Source organism: Verrucomicrobium sp. BvORR106 (genome assembly GCF_000739655.1).
Taxonomy (GTDB): domain Bacteria; phylum Verrucomicrobiota; class Verrucomicrobiia; order Verrucomicrobiales; family Verrucomicrobiaceae; genus Verrucomicrobium.
Genome location: NZ_BATR01000154.1, coordinates 1 through 19,239 on the forward strand (window position 1 = coordinate 1; position 19,239 = coordinate 19,239).

17 protein-coding genes are annotated in these 19,239 nt (G+C 60.4%); 6 read left to right on the plus strand and 11 right to left on the minus strand.

Translation table 11 applies throughout. The annotated features are described in order from the left end of the window. A partial coding sequence (locus BV106_RS27175) for a class I tRNA ligase family protein (protein ID WP_038170035.1) occupies positions 1-966 on the minus strand: 966 nt, incomplete at its 3' end. A gap of 296 nt (positions 967-1,262) precedes the next feature. Continuing rightward, positions 1,263-2,150, minus strand: a complete 888-nt coding sequence (locus BV106_RS27180) for a fatty acid desaturase (RefSeq protein WP_038170036.1) — start codon at positions 2,148-2,150, stop codon at positions 1,263-1,265. A 310-nt stretch (positions 2,151-2,460) separates the two neighbouring features. Between BV106_RS27180 and BV106_RS27185 the strand changes: the two genes are divergently transcribed. Together BV106_RS27185 and BV106_RS27190 are read left to right on the plus strand one after the other, a co-directional pair. Next, positions 2,461-3,345 carry a PEP-CTERM sorting domain-containing protein gene (locus BV106_RS27185; RefSeq protein WP_038170038.1) on the plus strand — a complete coding sequence of 295 codons (885 nt, stop codon included), beginning with the start codon at positions 2,461-2,463 and terminating at the stop codon, positions 3,343-3,345. Positions 3,346-3,460: 115 nt separating this feature from the next. Continuing rightward, positions 3,461-3,709, plus strand: a complete 249-nt coding sequence (locus BV106_RS27190) for a hypothetical protein (protein ID WP_038170039.1) — start codon at positions 3,461-3,463, stop codon at positions 3,707-3,709. Between the two features lie 98 nt (positions 3,710-3,807). Here BV106_RS27190 and BV106_RS27195 read toward each other — a convergent pair whose 3' ends face one another. Together BV106_RS27195 and BV106_RS27200 are read right to left on the minus strand one after the other, a co-directional pair. Next, on the minus strand, positions 3,808-4,608 hold the full coding sequence (locus tag BV106_RS27195) for a hypothetical protein (RefSeq protein ID WP_038170040.1): 801 nt from the start codon (positions 4,606-4,608) through the stop codon (positions 3,808-3,810). 114 nt (positions 4,609-4,722) lie between these two features. Beyond that, positions 4,723-5,055, minus strand: coding sequence for an iron-sulfur cluster assembly accessory protein (locus tag BV106_RS27200; protein ID WP_038170065.1), 333 nt, complete (start codon positions 5,053-5,055; stop codon positions 4,723-4,725). Between the two features lie 135 nt (positions 5,056-5,190). Between BV106_RS27200 and mutL the strand changes: the two genes are divergently transcribed. Then, positions 5,191-7,131: a DNA mismatch repair endonuclease MutL gene (gene mutL, locus BV106_RS27205; protein WP_038170042.1), complete on the plus strand. Its 1,941-nt coding sequence runs from the start codon at positions 5,191-5,193 to the stop codon at positions 7,129-7,131. 535 nt (positions 7,132-7,666) lie between these two features. Here mutL and BV106_RS27210 read toward each other — a convergent pair. The 5 genes from BV106_RS27210 to blaOXA form a co-directional block, all read right to left on the minus strand. Next, positions 7,667-8,125 (minus strand): hypothetical protein, encoded by a 459-nt coding sequence (locus BV106_RS27210; RefSeq protein WP_038170044.1) that lies wholly within the window; start codon positions 8,123-8,125, stop codon positions 7,667-7,669. A gap of 55 nt (positions 8,126-8,180) precedes the next feature. Beyond that, positions 8,181-8,771, minus strand: a complete 591-nt coding sequence (locus BV106_RS27215) for a sigma-70 family RNA polymerase sigma factor (RefSeq protein ID WP_265596115.1) — start codon at positions 8,769-8,771, stop codon at positions 8,181-8,183. An 81-nt stretch (positions 8,772-8,852) separates the two neighbouring features. Next, positions 8,853-9,218 (minus strand): dihydroneopterin aldolase, encoded by a 366-nt coding sequence (locus tag BV106_RS27220; RefSeq protein ID WP_038170047.1) that lies wholly within the window; start codon positions 9,216-9,218, stop codon positions 8,853-8,855. A gap of 21 nt (positions 9,219-9,239) precedes the next feature. Further along, entirely contained in the window at positions 9,240-10,322 is a 1,083-nt protein-coding gene (locus BV106_RS37645) for an NUDIX domain-containing protein (protein ID WP_051946393.1), read from the minus strand. A 97-nt stretch (positions 10,323-10,419) separates the two neighbouring features. Further along, the gene (gene blaOXA, locus BV106_RS27235) at positions 10,420-11,292 is read right to left on the minus strand and encodes a class D beta-lactamase (RefSeq protein WP_051946394.1); all 873 of its coding nucleotides are present in this window, start codon (positions 11,290-11,292) and stop codon (positions 10,420-10,422) included. Between the two features lie 354 nt (positions 11,293-11,646). Here blaOXA and BV106_RS27240 point away from each other — a divergent pair, with 354 nt between their 5' ends. From BV106_RS27240 to BV106_RS27250, 3 genes are all read left to right on the plus strand, one after another. Next, complete coding sequence (locus BV106_RS27240) at positions 11,647-12,885, plus strand: hypothetical protein (protein ID WP_038170048.1); 1,239 nt, start codon at positions 11,647-11,649, stop codon at positions 12,883-12,885. A gap of 364 nt (positions 12,886-13,249) precedes the next feature. Continuing rightward, a complete protein-coding gene (locus BV106_RS27245; RefSeq protein ID WP_081892335.1) occupies positions 13,250-14,683 on the plus strand; it encodes a Mur ligase family protein in 1,434 nt (477 codons plus the stop codon). Positions 14,684-14,694: 11 nt separating this feature from the next. After that, positions 14,695-15,933, plus strand: coding sequence for a glycosyltransferase (locus BV106_RS27250; protein ID WP_038170050.1), 1,239 nt, complete (start codon positions 14,695-14,697; stop codon positions 15,931-15,933). A 66-nt stretch (positions 15,934-15,999) separates the two neighbouring features. Here BV106_RS27250 and BV106_RS27255 read toward each other — a convergent pair whose 3' ends face one another. Together BV106_RS27255 and sucB are read right to left on the minus strand one after the other, a co-directional pair. Further along, on the minus strand, positions 16,000-17,613 hold the full coding sequence (locus BV106_RS27255; protein WP_038170052.1) for a LysM peptidoglycan-binding domain-containing protein: 1,614 nt from the start codon (positions 17,611-17,613) through the stop codon (positions 16,000-16,002). Positions 17,614-18,049: 436 nt separating this feature from the next. Next, on the minus strand, positions 18,050-19,192 hold the full coding sequence (gene sucB, locus BV106_RS27260) for a dihydrolipoyllysine-residue succinyltransferase (RefSeq protein ID WP_038170054.1): 1,143 nt from the start codon (positions 19,190-19,192) through the stop codon (positions 18,050-18,052). Positions 19,193-19,239: the final 47 nt, after the last annotated feature.

Here is a 19,239-nt window from a genome sequence, read left to right on the forward strand (position 1 = left end):
ATCCGTTCTGCCGCAGGCAGTCGTCAGTTCTGAGACCAGCGGATGCTCGGGAGACAGCACCATGTACGTGGCCCCAAACAAGGTGTCAGGGCGCGTGGTGAACACAGTCACCGGATGGGAAACCCCAGCAGACTCCGGATTCTCAATCTGGAAGACCACCTCGGCGCCTTCGCTGCGGCCGATCCAGTTGCGCTGCAGCAGCTTGATGCTCTCCGGCCAGTCCAGACCGTCGAGCTCGTCCATCAGACGCTGGGCAAAGGATGTGATGCGCAGCATCCACTGCCGCATGGGCCGACGCTCCACGGGGAAGCCGCCCACCTCGCTCTTGCCATCGATGACTTCTTCATTGGCCAGCACCGTGCCCAACTCCGGGCACCAGTTGACCGGAGCCTCGGAGACGAAGGCCAGACGACGTGCGTCGATCTCATCCCGGGACAGCCCTTGCGCCTCCAGTTCCTGCACCGGCCGCGCCTTGTTCGTAGCCGGATCGAAGTAGGAATTGTACAGCTGGGTGAAGATCCACTGCGTCCATTTGAAATAACCTGGGTCCGTAGTGTTCACCTCGCGATCCCAGTCATAGGCAAAGCCCAGCCTCTTCAGCTGGTTGCGGAAGTTCTCCACGTTCTTCTCTGTGGTCGTCCGCGGATGTTGCCCTGTCTTGATGGCATACTGCTCGGCCGGCAGACCAAAGGCGTCCCAGCCCATGGGGTGCAGGACGTTGTGGCCCGTCATGCGCTTGTACCGCGCCACGATGTCCGTGGCCGTGTACCCTTCCGGGTGGCCGACGTGCAACCCCTGACCGCTGGGATACGGGAACATGTCGAGCACGAAGTACTTCGGCTTGCTGGCATCAAACCCCTCATCGCCCGGCCCGAGGGTACGGAAAGACTTGTTGGCGTCCCAGTGGGACTGCCATTGGGGTTCAAACTCGTCGAAGGGATACTGCTTGCGGCGCTCGCTGCTCATGACTCTGAAAATGAAAAAAGGGCGGGATACTCCGCCCAAGGTGCGCCCCTGACAACTGGTAATAAGGAGAGTTGAGGGGCTTCGCCGTTGAGACGCGCCCCGAGGGGGCGGCTGGTTGAGACGCTTCGCTGGTTCAGGAATGACTATGCGGTCGGCTCCCAGACGAACGCCCCCGTCCCGGAGGGACGCTGGAATGTAGCCGGTGGTGCCAACCACCGGCTACCGATCGATAATGCATTTGCGTCCCGGAGGGACGCCGGATCTCACGGCTGCCCCCCACCCAATCGCGCAATCGCCTACGTCGCTGGAAACAGATCCCCCAAAGGCGTCACTGGCCGGGACTCCTCCACCTTCCGCAAGGCAGGCAGATTGTAATAAGGCACCTGCGGGAACTTGTGGTGCTCATAGTGGCAGAATGTGTTGTGGGGAAAGAACAGGAACTTGCCCAGCCAACCGGGGGAATGAGGATCCCAGCCGGGCGAGAACCGGTGGGAGGTCTCCTTGCCCCGGGGCTCAATCCCCACATGCTCCGTCCAAGTCCGAATGCGAAACACCGCCCAGAACCCGGCGACGATGGACCAAATCCAGAGACAAAAGACCCACAGCGCGCCCAGCCAGTAGGTGAGCGCGAAGAACGCGGCGTACATTCCCAGCGGTCCCAAGATGCGCCACGGCTGCTTGTACGGAAAGATGGCCTTGAGGAACTTGAAGAGATCGTACAGGCCGAGCCCGAACAGGTCCGTCACAAAATAGCGCCAGACCCGACGCCAGGTCACGGGCTTGTCATAGGGCGAATCCGACCGGTAGGAATCCAGCTCTGGATCATGATCGGTGCCCAAGTGACGGTGATGCTCGAAATGCCAGGGCCGGTAGCCTTTCTCAATGACGATGAAGAGCGGCCACGCCACCAGGGTCTCACCCAGGAATTCATTGAGCCACTTCGTCTTGAACGCCACCCGGTGGGTGGCGTCATGCACCAGGAGCCCGAGTGCCTGGATACGGGCACCGATGATTAGAGCAGCGACAGGGGCGAAGAAAATGGAATCAATCCACGCGTAGGTGAAGAACGTGGCCACGATCGTGGCCCAGTCCAAGAGCATGTCACCCACCCAGATGTGGGGACGCACCTTGTACAACTCCGCCGGAAGATTCCGCTCATACGTTGGGGTTGCGGGGGCACTCATAACATCAGGCACGCTGATGCCTTGATGGCTGATTCAACAGGAATTCATGACCATTCAGACATTCAGGGTCGCCCAACATCTAACCACTTCTCGAAGTTTAATTCAAATTACAATTATTGTGATTATTAAATTATCCATATCACAGGAAAACACCGCGTTTTGCAGCTCCTTGCTCAAAACTAACCCTGGCAGTTTATCCCCCATTAAATAGCCCGCTTAGTCGCCCAAGCGGATCTGGCCCTACGGAGAGAACCAGTAGGCGTCATAGGGTTGCCGGGCCGAGGGCAGTTTCGGTACCCTTGTCAGCATCATGCCAGCCTTCCGATGCCTCCCCCTCGTCGCGGCGCTGTCGCTTTGCCATGACCTGACCCCGGCTCACGCAGTCACCATCGTGAACGATGGCTTTGAAACGACCACTCACCCCACCGGGGATCGCACAGTAGCCTCTGGCACAGGGGCCGCCTTCTACACTCGCGCATTATCGGCCACCCAAACGCTCACCATCACCAACGACGCGACCTTCGGCTCCAACGTCCTTGCGTTTGATGACACGACGGCTGGCGGCCAGAGCGAAGGCATCATCATCCCCCTCTCCTCCTCCATCAATCTGGACAACACCGGAGACTATCTCACGCTCAGCTTCTCCTTCCGCTACACCAACAACAGCGCCGCCGGAGCCAACGAAGCCAACTTCCGGTTCGGCCTCTTCAACTCCCAAGGGACCGCGGTCACCGGAGACAATCAAGCTGCAAGCGCCAACGACGCCGGATACTATGTGCAGGTAGGAAGCGGAGGTTCCGCCACCGCCTCGAACAATGTGTTCTACGAGGAGACCGGACTGACCGCCCCCATTCTGGGAGGCACGGATCGCACCAGCAAGACCGCTTCCAGCACCGGCTTTGGCATCAATGACGACGCCATTCACACCGCTTCCTTCACGCTCACCCGCACCTCTGCCACGGTGATGGGCCTGTCTCTCACTATCGATGGAACCACCATCACCGCCTCGGACACCACAACCCTGATCACCAGCTTCGACGAGATTGCGATCGCCAACGGCTTCGGCGTAACCGGCCTGGACTTCATGCTCGACAACGTCGTACTCACCTCCAGCGTTCCCGAGCCGTCGGTCGCAGCACTCAGCCTCCTTGCATTATCCTGCCTGATCTTCCGCCGTCGACGCTCAACCACCTGAATGGCCTAGCCATCCTTCCTTTGGCAGGTCCTGACTGAGGCAGCTACGCCAAGGCCCCTCGCCACCGCATGAAGGCATACACGCGGGCAGGATCGGAATTTCGATGTCCCTGTGTATGAATCCGAGCCATGAACATGCGCCTCTGGTGGCCCTGACTGACGAAGAAGCAGCCCAAACCATGATCAGTGAGGGCAGCCCGCCCTATCGCTCTGTGACCCGCCAGGCCCCCTCCGCCAGCCACGACGTCGCCGGTCGGCTCCGCCAGCAGGCTGAAACCCAGTTTTACGCCCATCCTCTCAAATCCATGCTCATCGCTTTCGGCGTCGGTGTCATCATCGGTGCCGCGGCTCGCAGGGTGGGTTGAGCCAAGTCGCCCCATTTTCGGCGGCCCCCTACCACAAAAGGAAAGGGCGGAACCTCTCGGCTCCGCCCTTGCAAACAGTCTTGTGCTCTCGTCCGTCGTTACTTCAACCCAGACTGGGCTGCCACCTTGGAGGAGACACTTGCCTTGCTCTCGTCAAAGGAGGTGATGGGCAGCGCAGCAGCCACGTTCAGCACGGTGGGCGGCACGAGCTCAACCTTCTGCTGATCGGCCACCGCGAACTCGCCATAGGCGATGGGCACCACGGTCGCGCAAAGGCCATCCGTGGCGTAATTGCGCTCCACGTGAAGCACGCTACCGAAGGTGGTCTTGTTATCCAGGGCGATGCTGTCTCCCTCGTGATAAGGAGCAGCCTCAATCCCGGTACCAGGGAACAGGAACTCCACTTCCACGTCTTCCAGCTCTGTCGAGCGGAGACGGACAATCCAGCCCTTGTCCACAAAGTCCCCTGCGGCCAGAGAGCGGGCGCTCACCACGATGTAGTTGCCTTTCACGTACACCGGACTCTCTTCCGAGTAGTTCAGGATGTACGAGCGCTTGAGCAGGTCATTGACCACCTGAAGCTGCTCCGGGTTATAGTCGTAATACTTCTTCAACAGATCCCGTGGGGAGAGGAAACTGCCCTTGGGGATGAGGAGCGGATCGAACTTCTTGATCGGCTCCAGTTTTTCCAGCTTGGTGAGCAACCGGTAGTTAAAGGGTTTCTCCGGATACTTGAACACCATGATGCTGAAGAACCAGCAAAAGGTGGCGAGGCCCAGAAGCAGCGTGATCAGGATGGTCCACCAAAACAGTCCGCTGTCCTTGCTCTTCTTGGCGTTGTAGTTGCCACCTCCCCCACGGGCACGGTAGTCAGAACCACTGAGAAATTGGGCATTCATGAAAAAGGAGTCAGGCGAAAAATGGTTAAGAAATCTGTATCATTGGTCTATCTTACCAGCTCTATCACCAATGAGAAAGGCGTTTGTGGGGATTTCTCGAACACTTTCGACGCTCTAGTTTGTTTTTGGTTCGAAAGAAGATCCACATCCACAGCTTCTTGCGGCATTGGGATTCTCAACTTTGAAACCGGCATCGCTCAGGCCCTCGCTGTAGTCCAGCTGGGAGCCATCGAGAAATTCGAGGCTCTCCGGGTCCACGATCACAGACACTCCTTCAGGGCCGAAGACCCTGTCGGTGGCGCCGGGCGCGTCCAGTTTCATCGCATATTCCCATCCCGCACAGCCCCCTTTTTTCACCAGCAGACGGAGCCCCACACCCGCGGCAGCATTCTGGCTTTCCAAAAGCTCACGCAGATGTTTGACGGCGTTATCAGTGACGGCAATCATGACCAGGGGCAAGCGTCGGCGCGCCATAAAACAGACTCATCGTGAGTAACGGTGGCTTTAGCCACTCTGATGGATGAGCGCGGCGGACGCTGATAAAAGTTACGTAGCAGGCTTTTCATATCTGGCAAGATTCCAATGAGCAAAATTCGCATCCTTTCTGACGCCCTCGCAAGCCAGGTAGCAGCAGGAGAAGTCGTGGAGAGGCCTGCCGCTGTCGTGCGCGAACTGGTGGAAAACAGTCTTGATGCTGGTGCCTCCCACGTAGAGGTCCATGTGCAGCGCGGCGGCACCGCACTCATTCGCGTGACGGACAACGGACATGGCATGGATCGCGAAGATGCGCTGCTCTGTCTGGAGCGTCATGCCACGAGCAAGATCCGATCAAAAGAAGACCTCGCAGCCATCCGCACTTTTGGCTTCCGTGGTGAGGCCATGCCCAGCATTGCGAGCGTTTCACGCTTCCGTCTGGCGAGCCGGGAACCGGAAGCTCTCTCTGGCACAGAAGTGGAAATCCAAGGGGGCAGGATGGTTAGCGTCAAAGACTATGGCGGCGCTCCCGGTACCGTCGTGGAAGCCCGCGCGCTCTTCTTCAATATTCCTGCCCGTCGCAAATTTCTGCGCTCGGAGCAGACAGAGTTTTCCCATGTGGAACAGCAGTTCCGGCTGCATGCCATTGCCAACGCGCACGTCGCTTTCACGCTCGTGCGTGATGGTGAGGTCCTGTTCCACCTGCCTGCCACACAGGACCTGCGGCATCGCATTGAGGGACTGAGCGGGCGCGAAACCGCCCGCCGCCTGCTGGAGGTTCCCTCCTTCACTCTTAACGGTGTCACGGTACGAGGTTTCATCAGCGGCCCCGGGGTGAGCCGGCCGAACCGGCAGATGCAGCTCACGTTCCTGAACGGACGTCCGGTGGACAGCGCGACGGTTAACTTTGGCCTACGGGAGGGCTACCACACCAGTCTCATGAAGGGGCAGCACCCCATCACGTTTCTGTTCCTCAACATGCCCCCCGAGGCCTTTGACATCAACGTGCACCCAGCCAAAAAAGAGGTGCGGTTTCATGATGGTCATGGCGTCCGGGAAGCCGTGGTCCAGGCCGTATCCCGCGCTCTCGCGGCTTCGTCCGAAATCTCCACCGGGCACATGACCGGCAGTGCCCAGCGCGCTGCCCAGCCCACCCGGCAGGAAGTGCTGGAGCAGATGCCGCCCCTGATTCCGGAGAGCGAACAAAAGTCCCTGCGGCGCGACTGGGCAGAACTCCCCACCTGGACACCTCCCAGCCCTTCCCGAAGCGTCGCCCCCGCCCCGCGGGCACCTCAATTTGAGCCCCGCCCCCAGCCTTTCGCCACGCCGAATACGGACTCTGCCACGACCTCATCGGAATCAGAGTCTGTCGAAGTAGACGCGACGCCCGAGGCCCCTTCTCCCATCGCATCCCACGCACCCACACCTGCGCCACCTCCACCCGGTGCCCCGTCGGAAGTGTCAGCGGATTCCTTCCGCATCCTCGGCGTGCTTCACAAGCTCTACGTCCTCATGGAAAGCAGCGAAGGGCTCGTGCTCATGGACCAGCATGCCGCGCATGAGCGAGTGCTCTTCGAGCAAATGCGCAACGCGATGGAGCAACAGGGCGTGCCAAGCCAGCGCCTTCTGCTCCCCCTGACGCTGGAGGTGTCGCCACGTGACTTCGACCTAATGTCCCGCAGCCTGCCGACCCTGCAAAAACTGGGCGTCGAAGCCGAACCCTTCGGGGCCAACGCTTTCAAGGTAGATGCCATGCCCACCTTCATCCGCACGGATGATCCGCTCTCACTCCTGCGGGATATCATGGAGGAACTGGCCAGCGCCAGCAGCCGCACCTCCTCCCTCCGGCTGGGTGAGGACATGATCGCCACGACCGTGTGCCGCCACGCGGTGAAGGCCAATGATGATTTACGCGAACCCGAGTTGCGGAAGCTGCTTCAGGACCTCTTCACCTGCGAGATGCCCTACTGCTGCCCCCACGGACGCCCCACGTTGATCCAGATCTCCTTTGCCGAGCTGGAAAGGAAGTTTGGGCGGCGGGCTCCGTGAGCTTTCACCATTGGTGAACCGGAATTTCTCCACAAGAACTCAATCACACCCTCCAGGGGCAAAGGAAACAAAAAGGTAAGAGGGCTGAAGGCCCGGCCTCCTCAACTGCAGATCGGAGGCCAGAAGTACGGCTGACTTTCCGTGGACTCACAACACCTGGCGACGCAGTCGCTGTGGAGTGCGCGCGGGAACCGCCGCTTTCGCGGCACCAATTCTACTTCCTCGAACCTATTGAGGCGAGCAGGGAAATTGGGACGACTGGTCACGAAACTTCGACTGCTGACACTGCTGCTGCTACGTCTCACCTCAGCACAAGTCCATCCGGCAGGCGAAAGCGGCGCTTCACGCCGCACTCCACAGCGACTTCGTCGCCAGACTTTGGGCGTTTTTCACAATATGCAGAACAAGCAGTTCCCCACCCGCCTCTCCGAAAACGCCGGTTAATCGTTGCCTGCCCCCATCTCCCATCCCCAAAACAAGAAAACCCGGACTCAGTCCGGGTTTCAAGAAACAAGGTTCCAGTTGGAGGAGACTCCTAGTACTCCACGTCCAGCTTGAAACCGACGGGGCTCACAGCCATCTGATCATGGGCGACAAGACGACGCTCACGCTCATCCCCAAATCCGCCCTGATAGTGGCGGGAAAGAAGATACTGGCGCACTTCTTCGTCCGAGATCGGAGCGATGTAGGTGCCCGCTGGAGTCTGGGTGGCATTGTTGTTGGCGAAGGTGCTGCCGCCTTGACTTGGGCGGAGAACGATGGCCGTTCCCAACATGGCCACTGCCGCGGCGCCAGCCATGGCCCACTTCGGAGCAAACAGCCCATCGAAGTAGGTCGTCACGCGCTCCCAGAGAAGGCCACGCGCCGAACTGTTCAACAGCTCCGCACGTTGGCGTTGCTGAAAGGCGTGAACAAAATCGTCCACAAAATCAGGAGAGGGCTGCTCATGCCGCTTCAAGCGGATCAGGTTTTGGATGTCGTCGAAGTCGCTCATAGAGTTCCTCTTGGATGCGTCTTATGGGGTAGTGCTCTCCACGATTGCTATCGGTTTACTTGCGGAATTCCTCAAGATAATTCTGAAGCTGTCGGTGGGCATAAAATAGTCGGGAACGCACGGTGCCTTCACTGACCCCCAGAATCTTGCTGATGTCGGCATGCTGCAAGCCCTGGATGTCGTATAGAGTGACCACTGTGCGATGGTCTTCGGACAGCTTCATCATGGCCTCGTTCAAACGTTTTTGAAGTTCGTGGATGTTTACATCCTTCAGCGGATTCCCCCCTGATGTGAGCTTGATAAAGTCCGGGTCATTCTGGATCCCGTTGTCCACATCATCCAGGCTGAGCTTGGTGTAGCGCCCCCGCTTCTTGAGAAAGTTGAGTGTCATATTGACACTGATCGAGTAGATCCACGTGTAAAACGTGCTCTTCCCCTGGAAACGCTTCAGCGACCGGTAGGCCTTGGCAAAGATGTCCTGTAGCAGATCTGCCGTGTCCTCCCGGTTGGAGGTCATGTTGTACACCAGTCCGTACAGCTTGGGCGTGTACTTCCTGACCAGTTCATCAAATGCGCGCGTGTCCCCGTTTTGGGAGCGCTCGACGAATTCCTGATCGGGATCGGGGTTGAGGGGCCGTTCGGACATGATGCATGCCATGTGGGAGCATGGCGTAGGGCTAGACAAACATGCGGGCGAGCTTGCGCGCAAGTTTTTCTTGTTCAACGGCTATGCCACCCGCTTTGAGCGTCGCATTTTCACCGCGACATGATCGGTTCCAGGAAGGATACGCTTGCGAAGCGTCACTTCGACACAGTTGACGCGGTCATCCCCCAAAAAGTAGGCGACCAGCTCAGCCGCCAGCGTCTCAAGGAGCAACCTCGGTCGACCAGCCGCCAGATCCCGCGCCTGATTGGCCGCCACCGAGTAGTCCAGCGTGCAGGACAGGTCGTCCGTCATGGCGTCAAACGCCTGGGCCAGCTCCAGAGTGATGTCCGCAGATAGCACCTGCCAGTTGTCCCTCTCCTCCTCCGGCACGCCAATGCGCACCGGCAGGTCCAGGCCCACGATTTGAATTTGATCCGGGTGAAACATGATCTTGATCGAACGCCAACACTACACGAGCCCGAAACCGCCGCGATCTCGGATCTCCTCCATCAATATGCGGGTGGGGATGTTCAGGTCTTCCCGCATCGCATCCTCCCACGGCAGCCACTGAAACGCTTCCGCCTCATCATTCAGATGCACCTCTGGCGCTGAAGACGCGCAAACCGCCAAGTAGTTGAGGAGCAGGAAGTGGGCGCTGCGCTCAAACTCCAGCGGCTCCACGCAGTCCTGCACCATGACAAACCGGATGTCCGGCTGCAACTCCAGCGCCGTCTCCTCCAGGATCTCCCGGCGCAAGGCTTCGTCACAGGTCTCGCCTCGCTTGATCTTGCCGCCCGGGATGCCCCAGCGGTTGCTCCATTTGTGCGTCTTGAGCAGAAGCACCCTCCCCTGCTGATCCAGAATCAAGGCCCCCACGGTGGCCAAAGGATGCACGGCACCATGTCCCGCCGTGGTAGCGGCCTGAACATGCCAGCCCCCCAGCAGGTGGGGAAGGCGCGACAAATCGCGCACCAGAATTTCCGGATGCGCCTGCATCAATACCGTCGGCGACTCATACCCGGTCGCGGTGGCGATAGACAACACTCCCGCTGCATGGGCCGCTTCCACGTCATGACGCATGTCCCCAATGAAGGCCGTCTCGACGGGCAGCATCCCCTGGCGCTCCAGGATCTCGTGGATGGCCTCCCGCTTGTCCACCACCCCACAGTAGGCAGCCTCAAAGAAATCATGCACCCCATTGGCTTTGGCCTGGGCCTCGAAATGCTCCCGCGGGGCGCTGCTCAGCAATACCATGCGGCGTCCTGTCGCGGCCGCATACTCCAGGAAGGTGCGGGCGTGGGGTAGCAGCGGCACCACGTCGTCCCCTTCCGGGAAGTGACGGAGATACAGCTCCTTGGCCTCCTCCAGATCCACATCCGGCAGCACTTCGCGGTAGAACTCCGTGTAGGGAAGGCGGAAGAGTGCCCGGAACCCTTCCCGATCCAGCGCGGCCTTTCCGTAGTGCCCCAAGACACCGTTGGTGGCGGTCAGCACCCCTCCCAGATCGTCTGCAAGGGTGCCGGACCAGTCGAGGAGGAAATTGCGGATCATCAGGGGTGCTTGGGGGATGGGGCGGCCATCCTAGCCCGGACCTATCCAGACTCAAGGTGCAACCACCAGTCCGGTCACGCGTCCGCCTCAGTCGACCTCATTCACCCGGCAGCACCACCCCAGCAAGTTTCAAACAGGCCTTCCCGATGATCTGACGCTTCGCAATGTCTACCTTGCCGGCCATATCGATGTTCAGGGCAAAGGTGACCACCCTGCCGGTGGCGGTATCTTCCACCCAGCCCACCCACCAGCCCAAATCGGGACCAGGACGGTAGGCGATGCACCACCCGGTTTTCGCGTGCAATGCCACGGCGGCAGACTTTTCCAGCAGCGTGATCTCCTTCACATCTGAAACCGCCTTGGGGGACACTGGCAGGCTCCCGGAGACCAGCTTGGCGAGAAACTGAGTCTGCTCCAGCGCCGAGATCTTCAGCGGCCCACTCAGCCAGAACTGATCCACCACCGGGCCAGCCTCCATATTGCCATAGCCCAGCTCCCGAAGGGCCCCTTGCATCCGTTCCAGGCCGATGCGCCGCGCCAGTTCCTGATAGACAGCCACGTTGGAGACCTTGATGGCATCGCGTAGATTCATGTCCTTCTCCCACTCCTTGAACGGCTGAGGCTTCCCGCCGTAGGGCAGGACTTCGTCTATCCCTTTCACCGCCCCCACGTTCAGACCGATCAGCGAGTTGGGAATCTTGAAGGTAGAGGCAGGGATGTACTGCTTCTTCGCCCGCTCTATGTCGTTGGTCTGTGCCTTGCCAGTGGCAGAGTCGAAGATCACGATCACCCCCTTCACCTTCTGTTGCTCAAACGGAGCTTTCAGATCAGTCCGCAACGCCAGCTCAGTCTCACTTGCGGCCGGGAGCGGCAGGAACCCGGAAGCCGCGAGAGCGAGGATCACGATGGTTCGCCTGGACCAGACCCGTGAAATCCCTGCTACGACTTTGGCGATGCTTTCCTGCTGCATGGCCGACAACTAAACCACCCAGAACTCGCAGGGCAAACGCTACGAGATTTGCTTTCCATCGGACACTATTTGCGCCCGCCAGTCCGACATCTACTCATTTTGCCTACGTCAATTAAAGGAAACTACTCTACCCCTACTGCACTGTGTACGCAGCCGCATCACCACAAAGGGGTACGCTCAACCGTAAACCCTGCGAATTGCTTTTTCCTGTTACACCTTTTGGGTGGATTGCCCTGACATCAGATGGCATCGCAGGTGGCGTCAGTTCTAGGTGTGAGCAAGATTTCCTCCAACCCTTCACCCTCCCGATCATCTCCCCGCAGTCCTTCTGATTTGTCTGACCGGCCTCTTTCCATGCGCGTTCTCATCACGAACAACTCCCTCTCGGCTCGTGCAGGCACCGAACTGGTCGTCTATGAAATTGGCCGCGAACTGCGCCGCCGCGGGCATGAGGTGGCTGCCTACAGCTCCACCTTGGGCGAGGTGGCTGAACTGCTGGTCGGCTCAAGCCTTCCAGTGGTGAACCGCCCCGAAGAATGCCCCTTCACACCGGACATCATCCACGGTCAGCACCACCTGGATGCCATGACGGCATTGCTGGCGTTTCCGAATACTCCGGCCGTCTATCACACACATGGCGGCGTGCCCTGGGTGGAACGCCCGCCTGCGCATCCCCGCATCCTGCACTACATCGCCATGTGTGATGACCTCGCAGATGTGACCAGAATCAATCTGGGCCTGCAACGAGACCAGGCATCCTCCCTTCCCAACTGGGTGGATCTCAACCGCTTTCGAGGCAATCACATCCCCCCGGCCAAGCCGGAACGAGCCATCTTGTTTGGCGGCGGCCTCGGAGATCCCGCGATGGTGACGAAGCTGCGGCCGGCTTTCGAATCCTTTGGGATCCGTCTCGATAGCACCGCCGACTGGACGGAGACCGATCGGCGCACGCCTGAACTGGCCCTCCCTCGCTACGATATCGCCCTGGCCTCAGGCCGGTCCGCCCTGGAGGCCATGGCCAGCGGCTGCGCCGTGATCATCGCCAACCATCAGAGCAGCACCGGCTGGGTCCGCCCTGAAAACTTTCCGATACTGAAACGGCAGAACTTCGCCCCCAAGCGTCCGGATCCCGGCTTTGATGCCTCCACCCTCCAGACCTTCCTTTCCGGCTACGACGCTGAGGCGGCCCGCGCGGTCACTCAGATGACTCGTGAGCAGTGCGCTCTTGTACCTGCAGTGGATCGTCTGCTGGAACTCTACGGCACCACCATCCGAAACTGGGAACAACGCCAGCAGGCGGCCCGGGACTGGGAGCTCGAACGCGCAGAAGATGACCGCAAGGCCTCTCTGACCTACCTCCGCCAGCTCGCGGTGGCTGTGCGGGATGTGGAAGCGCTCCACGTCGCGAACCGGAGCCAGGAAAAGCAGCTGCAGTCCTCCGCGAAAGCCAAGCAGAAGCTTGCGACCCAAATTGGGCAACTGGAGAAAAAACTCTCCAATTCAGGGAAGGATGCCCAACTGGTCACTCAGTTGCGCAGTCATTGGCTGGGGCGTCTCGCGCTGAGCTGGGTTGGACGGCGGGTCAGGAACTAACCTGCCCCGCTCTTCGTCCGGCAAGGAACTGCCCGGGCAAGCCTGAGCGCAAGGTTCGGGAGGTGTCCCCGTCTGCCAGATAATGGAAACAACCTGCTCGCTTCCTCTATGGAAAACCGAACAGGTCCGCCCACCGGCGCATCCATAGTCGTGCCCATGGCAGATGAATCCGCCACCGGCCGTTTTAGATCGAAAGTTTCCCCAACCAGCATTGGCGGAAAATGCGATTCCGACAAACAACCATGCGCCCCTCTTTCACCGGTCCCCTTCCCCGCACGCCAGTTGGCGACAGCTCTGTCGTTTCTTCACTCCCGTCGATGAAAATGGCTATTGTCGAAACATTGGCGACCTGTCACACTGAAGCATGAGCAACAGCCCGATCTCGACAGTCGATTCGGGTACTCCCTCTGCCCATGCCCCCCATGGCCCCGTGCACTTCGTAGGCATCTGCGGCAAAGGCATGTCCAGCCTCGCTGTCGCGCTTCATCGCGCCGGCATTCCCGTCACCGGCTCGGACGAACCCATTGCCTATGGCGAGCCAGTGGCCTTGTTGCAAGCCGAAGGGATATCTCACCGTCTGGAGTTTCATCCAGACCACGTGATCGGCGCGTCCAAGGTGGTGATCAGCCGACAGTACTCCCGGGGGAACCCGGAAGTGGAGGCGGTGCTTGCTGGACAGATTCCCTACTATTCATTGCCCCAGTTCCTCCTGGAGCACTTTCTTCACGGGCAGAAGAATCTCGTGGTGGCCGGGACCAAAGGCAAAACCACCACCACCACCATGCTGGCCTGGATCCTGGAGAAGGAGGGCCTTTCCCCTGGATACCTCATCGGAGGCGTGCCCAAGGACGAGATGCCGCCAGCCCGCTTTCCCGGACAGGGGCTCAACGTCATTGAAGGGGACGACTACGAAACGCTCTTCTGGGATCACAGCCCCAAGTTTGCCTACTACCGGCCCTCCACGGTGCTTCTCACCAATGTCTATCCAGATCATCCCGAGTACCACAAAGGAGATGAGTCATCGTTGGGCCACTTCCGCACGCTCATCTGCCAACTGCCGGCCAATGGGCTGCTGCTGACCGGTGACGATGGCCCCCTGACCCGCCAGGTGGCGGAGATGGCCCCTTGCCTGCAACTACGGGTCGGATTCGAGGAAAGTGCCGACATTCAGGTGACTCGTTGGAACCAGGACGAGAACGGCATCCACTTCATCCTGGCCGCGACCGAGTTCACCCTGCCGGTCACCGGGCGTCACAACGTGCTGAATGCCGCGATGGCGGCCTCTGCTGCCAAACACCATGGTGTGCCCCTGGCCCATTCCGCCGCTCATCTCGCCACCTTCCGGGGTGTGCAAGGGCGTCAGGATCTCGTTGGCTCATGCGATGGCATCGATCTCTACCGCGACCTGGCCTACCTGCCCGAGAGCCTCCAGATGGTGCTGGAGAACTTTCGCCTCCAGTTTCCCGACCGTCGTCAAGTCCTGCTCTACCAGCCGTTTATCGTCAACGGCCTGCCGGGCAAGGACGCCGAGCTCGCTGCCGTCATGAGCCAGTTTGACCTCGTCCTCCTGGCCGATGTCTTCAAGCCAGTGCTGTGCGCCCCGGTCAACCCAGGCTTTTCCGATACAGTCCAAGGTATGCTTGTGGCACGCGCCACGCCTGTGCAACGCGTCGGCGCGGTGGACGAATGGACCCGGTTCGTGCCTCCATTCCTGGAACCTGGAGACGTGGTCCTGGCCATCGCCCACCCGAAAGTCCAGCCCCTGCTAGTGCACATTGTTGAAGCGCTCGCTCACTGACCAGATCTCCCATGCGGATTCTCATCACCAACCACTCCCTGGCAGTCCGTGCTGGCACGGAGCTGGTGGTTTATGAAATAGCCCGGGAACTGCAACTCCGCGGCCATGAGGTCGCCGCCTACAGCTCCACCCTGGGAGAGGTTGCGGAGTTGCTGAGCGCCTCCAGCATTCCCGTCCTGAAGCAGCTGGATGCGTGCCCTTTCAAGCCGGATCTCATCCACGCCCAGCATCACCTGGATGCCATGACCGCGCTGCTGGCGTTCCCGGAAACGCCCGCCGTTTACCACATCCATGGCGGGACACCCTGGGTGGAACGCCCACCCGTGCATCCCCGCATCCTGCACTACATCGCCATGTGCCAGGATCTGGCTGACAGCACGCGGATCCATCTGGGGCTGGAGGAGGATCAGGTCACCAATCTCCCCAACTGGGTGGATACGAATCGTTTTCGCGGCACACGGTCTCCCTCAGCCAAACCAGAGCGGGCCCTCCTCTTCGGCGGGGGCTTGGGTGAACCGGGCATCGCTGCGAAGCTCCGGCCAGCCTTCGAACACCACCATATCCGGCTGGAGACCACTGCCGACTGGACGGAGACGGACCGGCGCACGCCCGAGCTGGCGCTCCCACGCTACGATATCGTCCTGGCCTCAGGGCGCTCCGCGCTGGAGGCCATGGCCAGTGGTTGCGCCGTCGCCATTGCCAACTACCAGAGCTTCATCGGCTGGGCCCGTGCCGACAATTTCCAGACACTGCAACGCCAGAACTTTTCACCGAAGCGTGCCGATCCCGGCTTTGATGCCTCCATCCTTCAGAGTTGTCTGGCCGCCTACGATGCGGAAGCCGCCCGGTCCGCGACTGAGATGACGCGAACTCAGTGCACACTTGTTCAGGCCATCGACCGCCTCTCTGCCCTGCACGAAAAAGTGGTCCGCACGTGGCAGCAGCAACCGGTCCGCCATGATCAAGATCGTCTCACGCAGGCAGACGCGGAGCGCAGAGCCGCGCTGGTGTACCTGCGGGAGCTTGCCGTGGCCGTGCGGGATGTGGAAACGCTCCACGTCACCAACCGAATCCAGCAGAAGCAGGTGGAGTCGATTGGCAAAGAGAAGGACAAGCTGGCTGCTGAGCTGGCAAAGTTGGAGGAAAAACTCGCCCGCTCGGGAGAGGATATCCATCTCCTCAAGAAACTACGCGGCCACTGGCTGGGCCGTCTGGCCCTCAGTTGGAGCCGCCGGGGTAATGGGAAATAGTCATCTCCGCGTCTGTTCACGCGAAGACAACACCCGCCTACCCCGGACCATGCGGTCCGCCTCGCCTCAGTTCTCCTTCCACTCAAGCTGGGTGCCTGCAGGCATCAGCCTGACTGCGCGAGCGATGTCCCAATTCGTGAGGCGGAATCCGCCCAATCCGGCCTGGGTATTCATCTTCGCAGGGATGCTCGTACCATGCAGCCCAAAGGGCAGCGGCTCAGCCCCTTTGCCCCGGGCCAGATTGATCCACACGATGCCAACCGGATTGTTGGGTCCTGAACCCAGGAACTGCTCCTCTTCCAACTTGGCCTTCGGCGGCGCGGCCTCAGGGGTGGGGATCGAGGCAGCACCAATCGAGGTCACAGGGGACGCAGGCTCTTTGGGTGGATCGCGATCTTCTTGAAGAGTGGCCAGACGAGGTGCGGGAATGGCATCCAGCACGGTCCAGAAATTACGTCCCCGGAGACCAGGACGAGCGGTGGCGACAGGCATGACCGCCACCAATTTGCCTCCCTTGTAAATCTGCAAACGGGTGAGTGCGATGATCGAGGCCGTCACCGGCTCCGCTGTGTCCGCCAGCGGCTGCAGACTGCCCTCCGTGGCGTGCTCAATCTCAAAGGGGAAGACGTTCGGCACCTTGAAGGTCGTCCCCACCACCGGGGTGCCTTTGATCTTGATGTTGAGGCGACGAAGGAAGGCCTCATCGCAGTGGAAACGCTCCGCCACCAGCTCCCAGGCACTCCGGTAAAGCAGCAGCGGAGGGCCCACGAGGTCCCGATAAGTGAGATCTGGCTCCGCCGACCCCTTCGCCCCAGCTTTGCCCGATGCAGCAGAACGCTTGGGAGCTGCCGCCGCGGCTCCAGCGCCCGCGGAATCCGCCATGATGAATCGCAGATCATCCGGTCGCAATTGATAGGTGGTGAAGGGTTCCCCCAACACCGAGCGAGCCCGCTCCACGAGCGAGGTCTGATCAGTCAGCCCATCATGGGAGGTCAGGAAGAGCTCCACAAGCTTTTGAAACACCGGGCCGGACTTGCCATCGATGTAGCCGCAGGAGAATCCCTCCCGGTCCATGTACACCTGGAGCAGGACATTCACATACTCCTGCTGCGCCTGCAGGCCATACACCGGCATCGGCTTGGGAGCGGCGGCAGGTTTGCCCGCCTTCTTTGTCTCAGCCGTACCTTCCGGCGGCTTGGGAGGCGGCGGCGGGATCATCGCTTTCAGTTCCTCCAGCGTCGGAATCTTGAGAGTCTGGCCGATCCGGATCACGTCTGACGTCAACCCGTTGGCCTGCTTCAACTGGTCTGACGACATGCTGAACTTGCGGGCAATCTTCGCAATCGCATCCCCTTTCTCCACGGTGTACTCCTGAGGACGCGGGGGAGTGATGGCTGGAACCGCCTCGCCCGGAGCTCCAGGAGCGCCCGTGGCACCTGGGCCTGGCGCAGGTGCAGAAGCCGCCCGAATCTCCGCCATGAGCCGACCCCAGCGATCATCTGCGGGAGGCACCACCCGCCAGGTCCATTTGACCGCGTTTTCCAATCCAGGCTCAATCAGTTTGGAGGGCGGCGGAGCTACCGTTCCCGGTTGAGGAGCCACCTGGCCCAACAACGGAGCGGAACAAGCGGTCAACAAGAGAAGCGAAGTCGAGAGGGGGTGGGCGAAGTTTTTCGTCATCGTCAATCGGGCTCTGCAGTTCTAGGGCACTCAAGAGCAAATGACGGCGCATGCAACCTGAACTCCTTCGAAGTGGCGCCACCCTTTCATCGTTCAGTGACAGCCCCTTCCCCCAAAAAACGCCCATCGTCCCACGCCCACCGTCCCACGCCCCTCTTCCCACTCCGCCCACCCCACAAACCGTGGGGCCGGAGACCCCGCCTCCTTACTCTGCGGCCATCTGACCTCGACGCTTGTTCGCGGGTACAGGAGGCGGGGGTTCCCAGCCCCGCTCACTCCCCAATCGTCCCACGACCATCTCCCCACTCCGCCCCACCACAAACCGCGAGGCCGAAGCCCCTCCCCCCTTCCCTGACGCAACTACGAAAAACGGGCAATCCCTCTCGGAATCGCCCGTTGAAAGTTAACGCAGGCGCTTTTGCCCTGCTTTGCCCACTTACGCTCCTACGAGGAGGCGGGCAGGGTTCTCAATACACTCCTTGATGCGGATGAGGAAGGTCACCGCTTCCTTGCCGTCCACCACGCGGTGGTCATAGCTGAGAGCGAGGTACATCATCGGGCGGATGACCACCTGGCCATCCACGGCCATCGGCCGCTGCTGGATGGTGTGCATGCCCAGAATACCGCTTTGAGGAGGATTCAGAATCGGCGTGCTCAAGAGCGAACCGTAGACGCCGCCGTTGCTGACGGTGAAGACGCCACCCGTGAGGTCGTCGATCTGGATCTTGCCCTGCTTGGCTTTGGCCGCGTAGTCAAGAATGTCGCGCTCGATGTCCGCGAAGCTCTTCTTGTCCGCATCACGGAGGATGGGAACGATAAGACCGCGCTCGGTGCCGATAGCGACGCCGATGTCGAAGAAGTTGTTGCTGATGATTTCATCGCCATCCACGCGCACGTTGATCTGAGGCACCGCCTTGAGGGCGTCCACCACAGCCTTCACGAAGAAGGACATGAAGCCCAGCTTCACGCCGTGCTTCTTCACGAAGTCATCCTGAAGCTGCTTGCGCAGGTTCATCAGGGCGCTCATGTCGCACTCGTTGAAGGTGGTCAGGATGGCTGCCGTGCGCTGGGCAGTCACAAGCTGCTCTGCAATGCGCTTGCGCAGCGGGGTCATGCGCTTGCGGGTCACGCGGCCTTCTGGCTCACGCTTCACCGCAGGCGCGGGGGCCGGGGCGGCCTCCGGCTTGGGCACCAGCTTCAATTGGGGCGCTTCAGCGGCCGGAGCGGCAGCAGCAGCAGGCTTGGCTGCTTCGGGTGCCGCCGCAGGGGCGGCAGCTTCCACAGGAGCAGGGGCCGGAGCAGCGGCAGGTGTCTCCGCCTTGGGGGCAGGAGCGGCCGCGCCAGAACCTTCTTCAATGGCGCCGACCACGGCACCCACAGGAACGTCTTCGCCTTCCTGGGCAGTGATGCGCAGGATGCCATCCACATCCGCCGCGATCTCCTGGGCCACCTTGTCGGTCTCCAGTGTGATCAGGATTTCCCCTGCCTTGACGGCGTCACCATCCTTCTTGTGCCACTTCGAGAGCAGGCCGCTGGCAATGGATTCTCCGAGGGTCGGTATCTTGATTTCTGTGGGCATGGTACTGGTCTGACTGACTGGTTGCTGGGAGAGATTAACGAGAGGTT

Excerpts from the sequence above, each read along its gene's own strand:
- BV106_RS27180 (WP_038170036.1), bottom strand. The coding sequence starts at position 2,150 with ATGAGTGCCCCCGCAACCCCAACGTATGAGCGGAATCTTCCGGCGGAG.
- BV106_RS27185 (WP_038170038.1), top strand. The coding sequence starts at position 2,461 with ATGCCAGCCTTCCGATGCCTCCCCCTCGTCGCGGCGCTGTCGCTTTGC.
- BV106_RS27190 (WP_038170039.1), top strand. The coding sequence starts at position 3,461 with ATGAATCCGAGCCATGAACATGCGCCTCTGGTGGCCCTGACTGACGAA.
- BV106_RS27195 (WP_038170040.1), bottom strand. The coding sequence starts at position 4,608 with ATGAATGCCCAATTTCTCAGTGGTTCTGACTACCGTGCCCGTGGGGGA.
- BV106_RS27200 (WP_038170065.1), bottom strand. The coding sequence starts at position 5,055 with ATGATTGCCGTCACTGATAACGCCGTCAAACATCTGCGTGAGCTTTTG.
- mutL (WP_038170042.1), top strand. The coding sequence starts at position 5,191 with ATGAGCAAAATTCGCATCCTTTCTGACGCCCTCGCAAGCCAGGTAGCA.
- BV106_RS27210 (WP_038170044.1), bottom strand. The coding sequence starts at position 8,125 with ATGAGCGACTTCGACGACATCCAAAACCTGATCCGCTTGAAGCGGCAT.
- BV106_RS27215 (WP_265596115.1), bottom strand. The coding sequence starts at position 8,771 with ATGTCCGAACGGCCCCTCAACCCCGATCCCGATCAGGAATTCGTCGAG.
- BV106_RS27220 (WP_038170047.1), bottom strand. The coding sequence starts at position 9,218 with ATGTTTCACCCGGATCAAATTCAAATCGTGGGCCTGGACCTGCCGGTG.
- BV106_RS37645 (WP_051946393.1), bottom strand. The coding sequence starts at position 10,322 with ATGATCCGCAATTTCCTCCTCGACTGGTCCGGCACCCTTGCAGACGAT.
- blaOXA (WP_051946394.1), bottom strand. The coding sequence starts at position 11,292 with ATGCAGCAGGAAAGCATCGCCAAAGTCGTAGCAGGGATTTCACGGGTC.
- BV106_RS27240 (WP_038170048.1), top strand. The coding sequence starts at position 11,647 with ATGCGCGTTCTCATCACGAACAACTCCCTCTCGGCTCGTGCAGGCACC.
- BV106_RS27245 (WP_081892335.1), top strand. The coding sequence starts at position 13,250 with ATGAGCAACAGCCCGATCTCGACAGTCGATTCGGGTACTCCCTCTGCC.
- BV106_RS27250 (WP_038170050.1), top strand. The coding sequence starts at position 14,695 with ATGCGGATTCTCATCACCAACCACTCCCTGGCAGTCCGTGCTGGCACG.
- BV106_RS27255 (WP_038170052.1), bottom strand. The coding sequence starts at position 17,613 with ATGACGAAAAACTTCGCCCACCCCCTCTCGACTTCGCTTCTCTTGTTG.
- sucB (WP_038170054.1), bottom strand. The coding sequence starts at position 19,192 with ATGCCCACAGAAATCAAGATACCGACCCTCGGAGAATCCATTGCCAGC.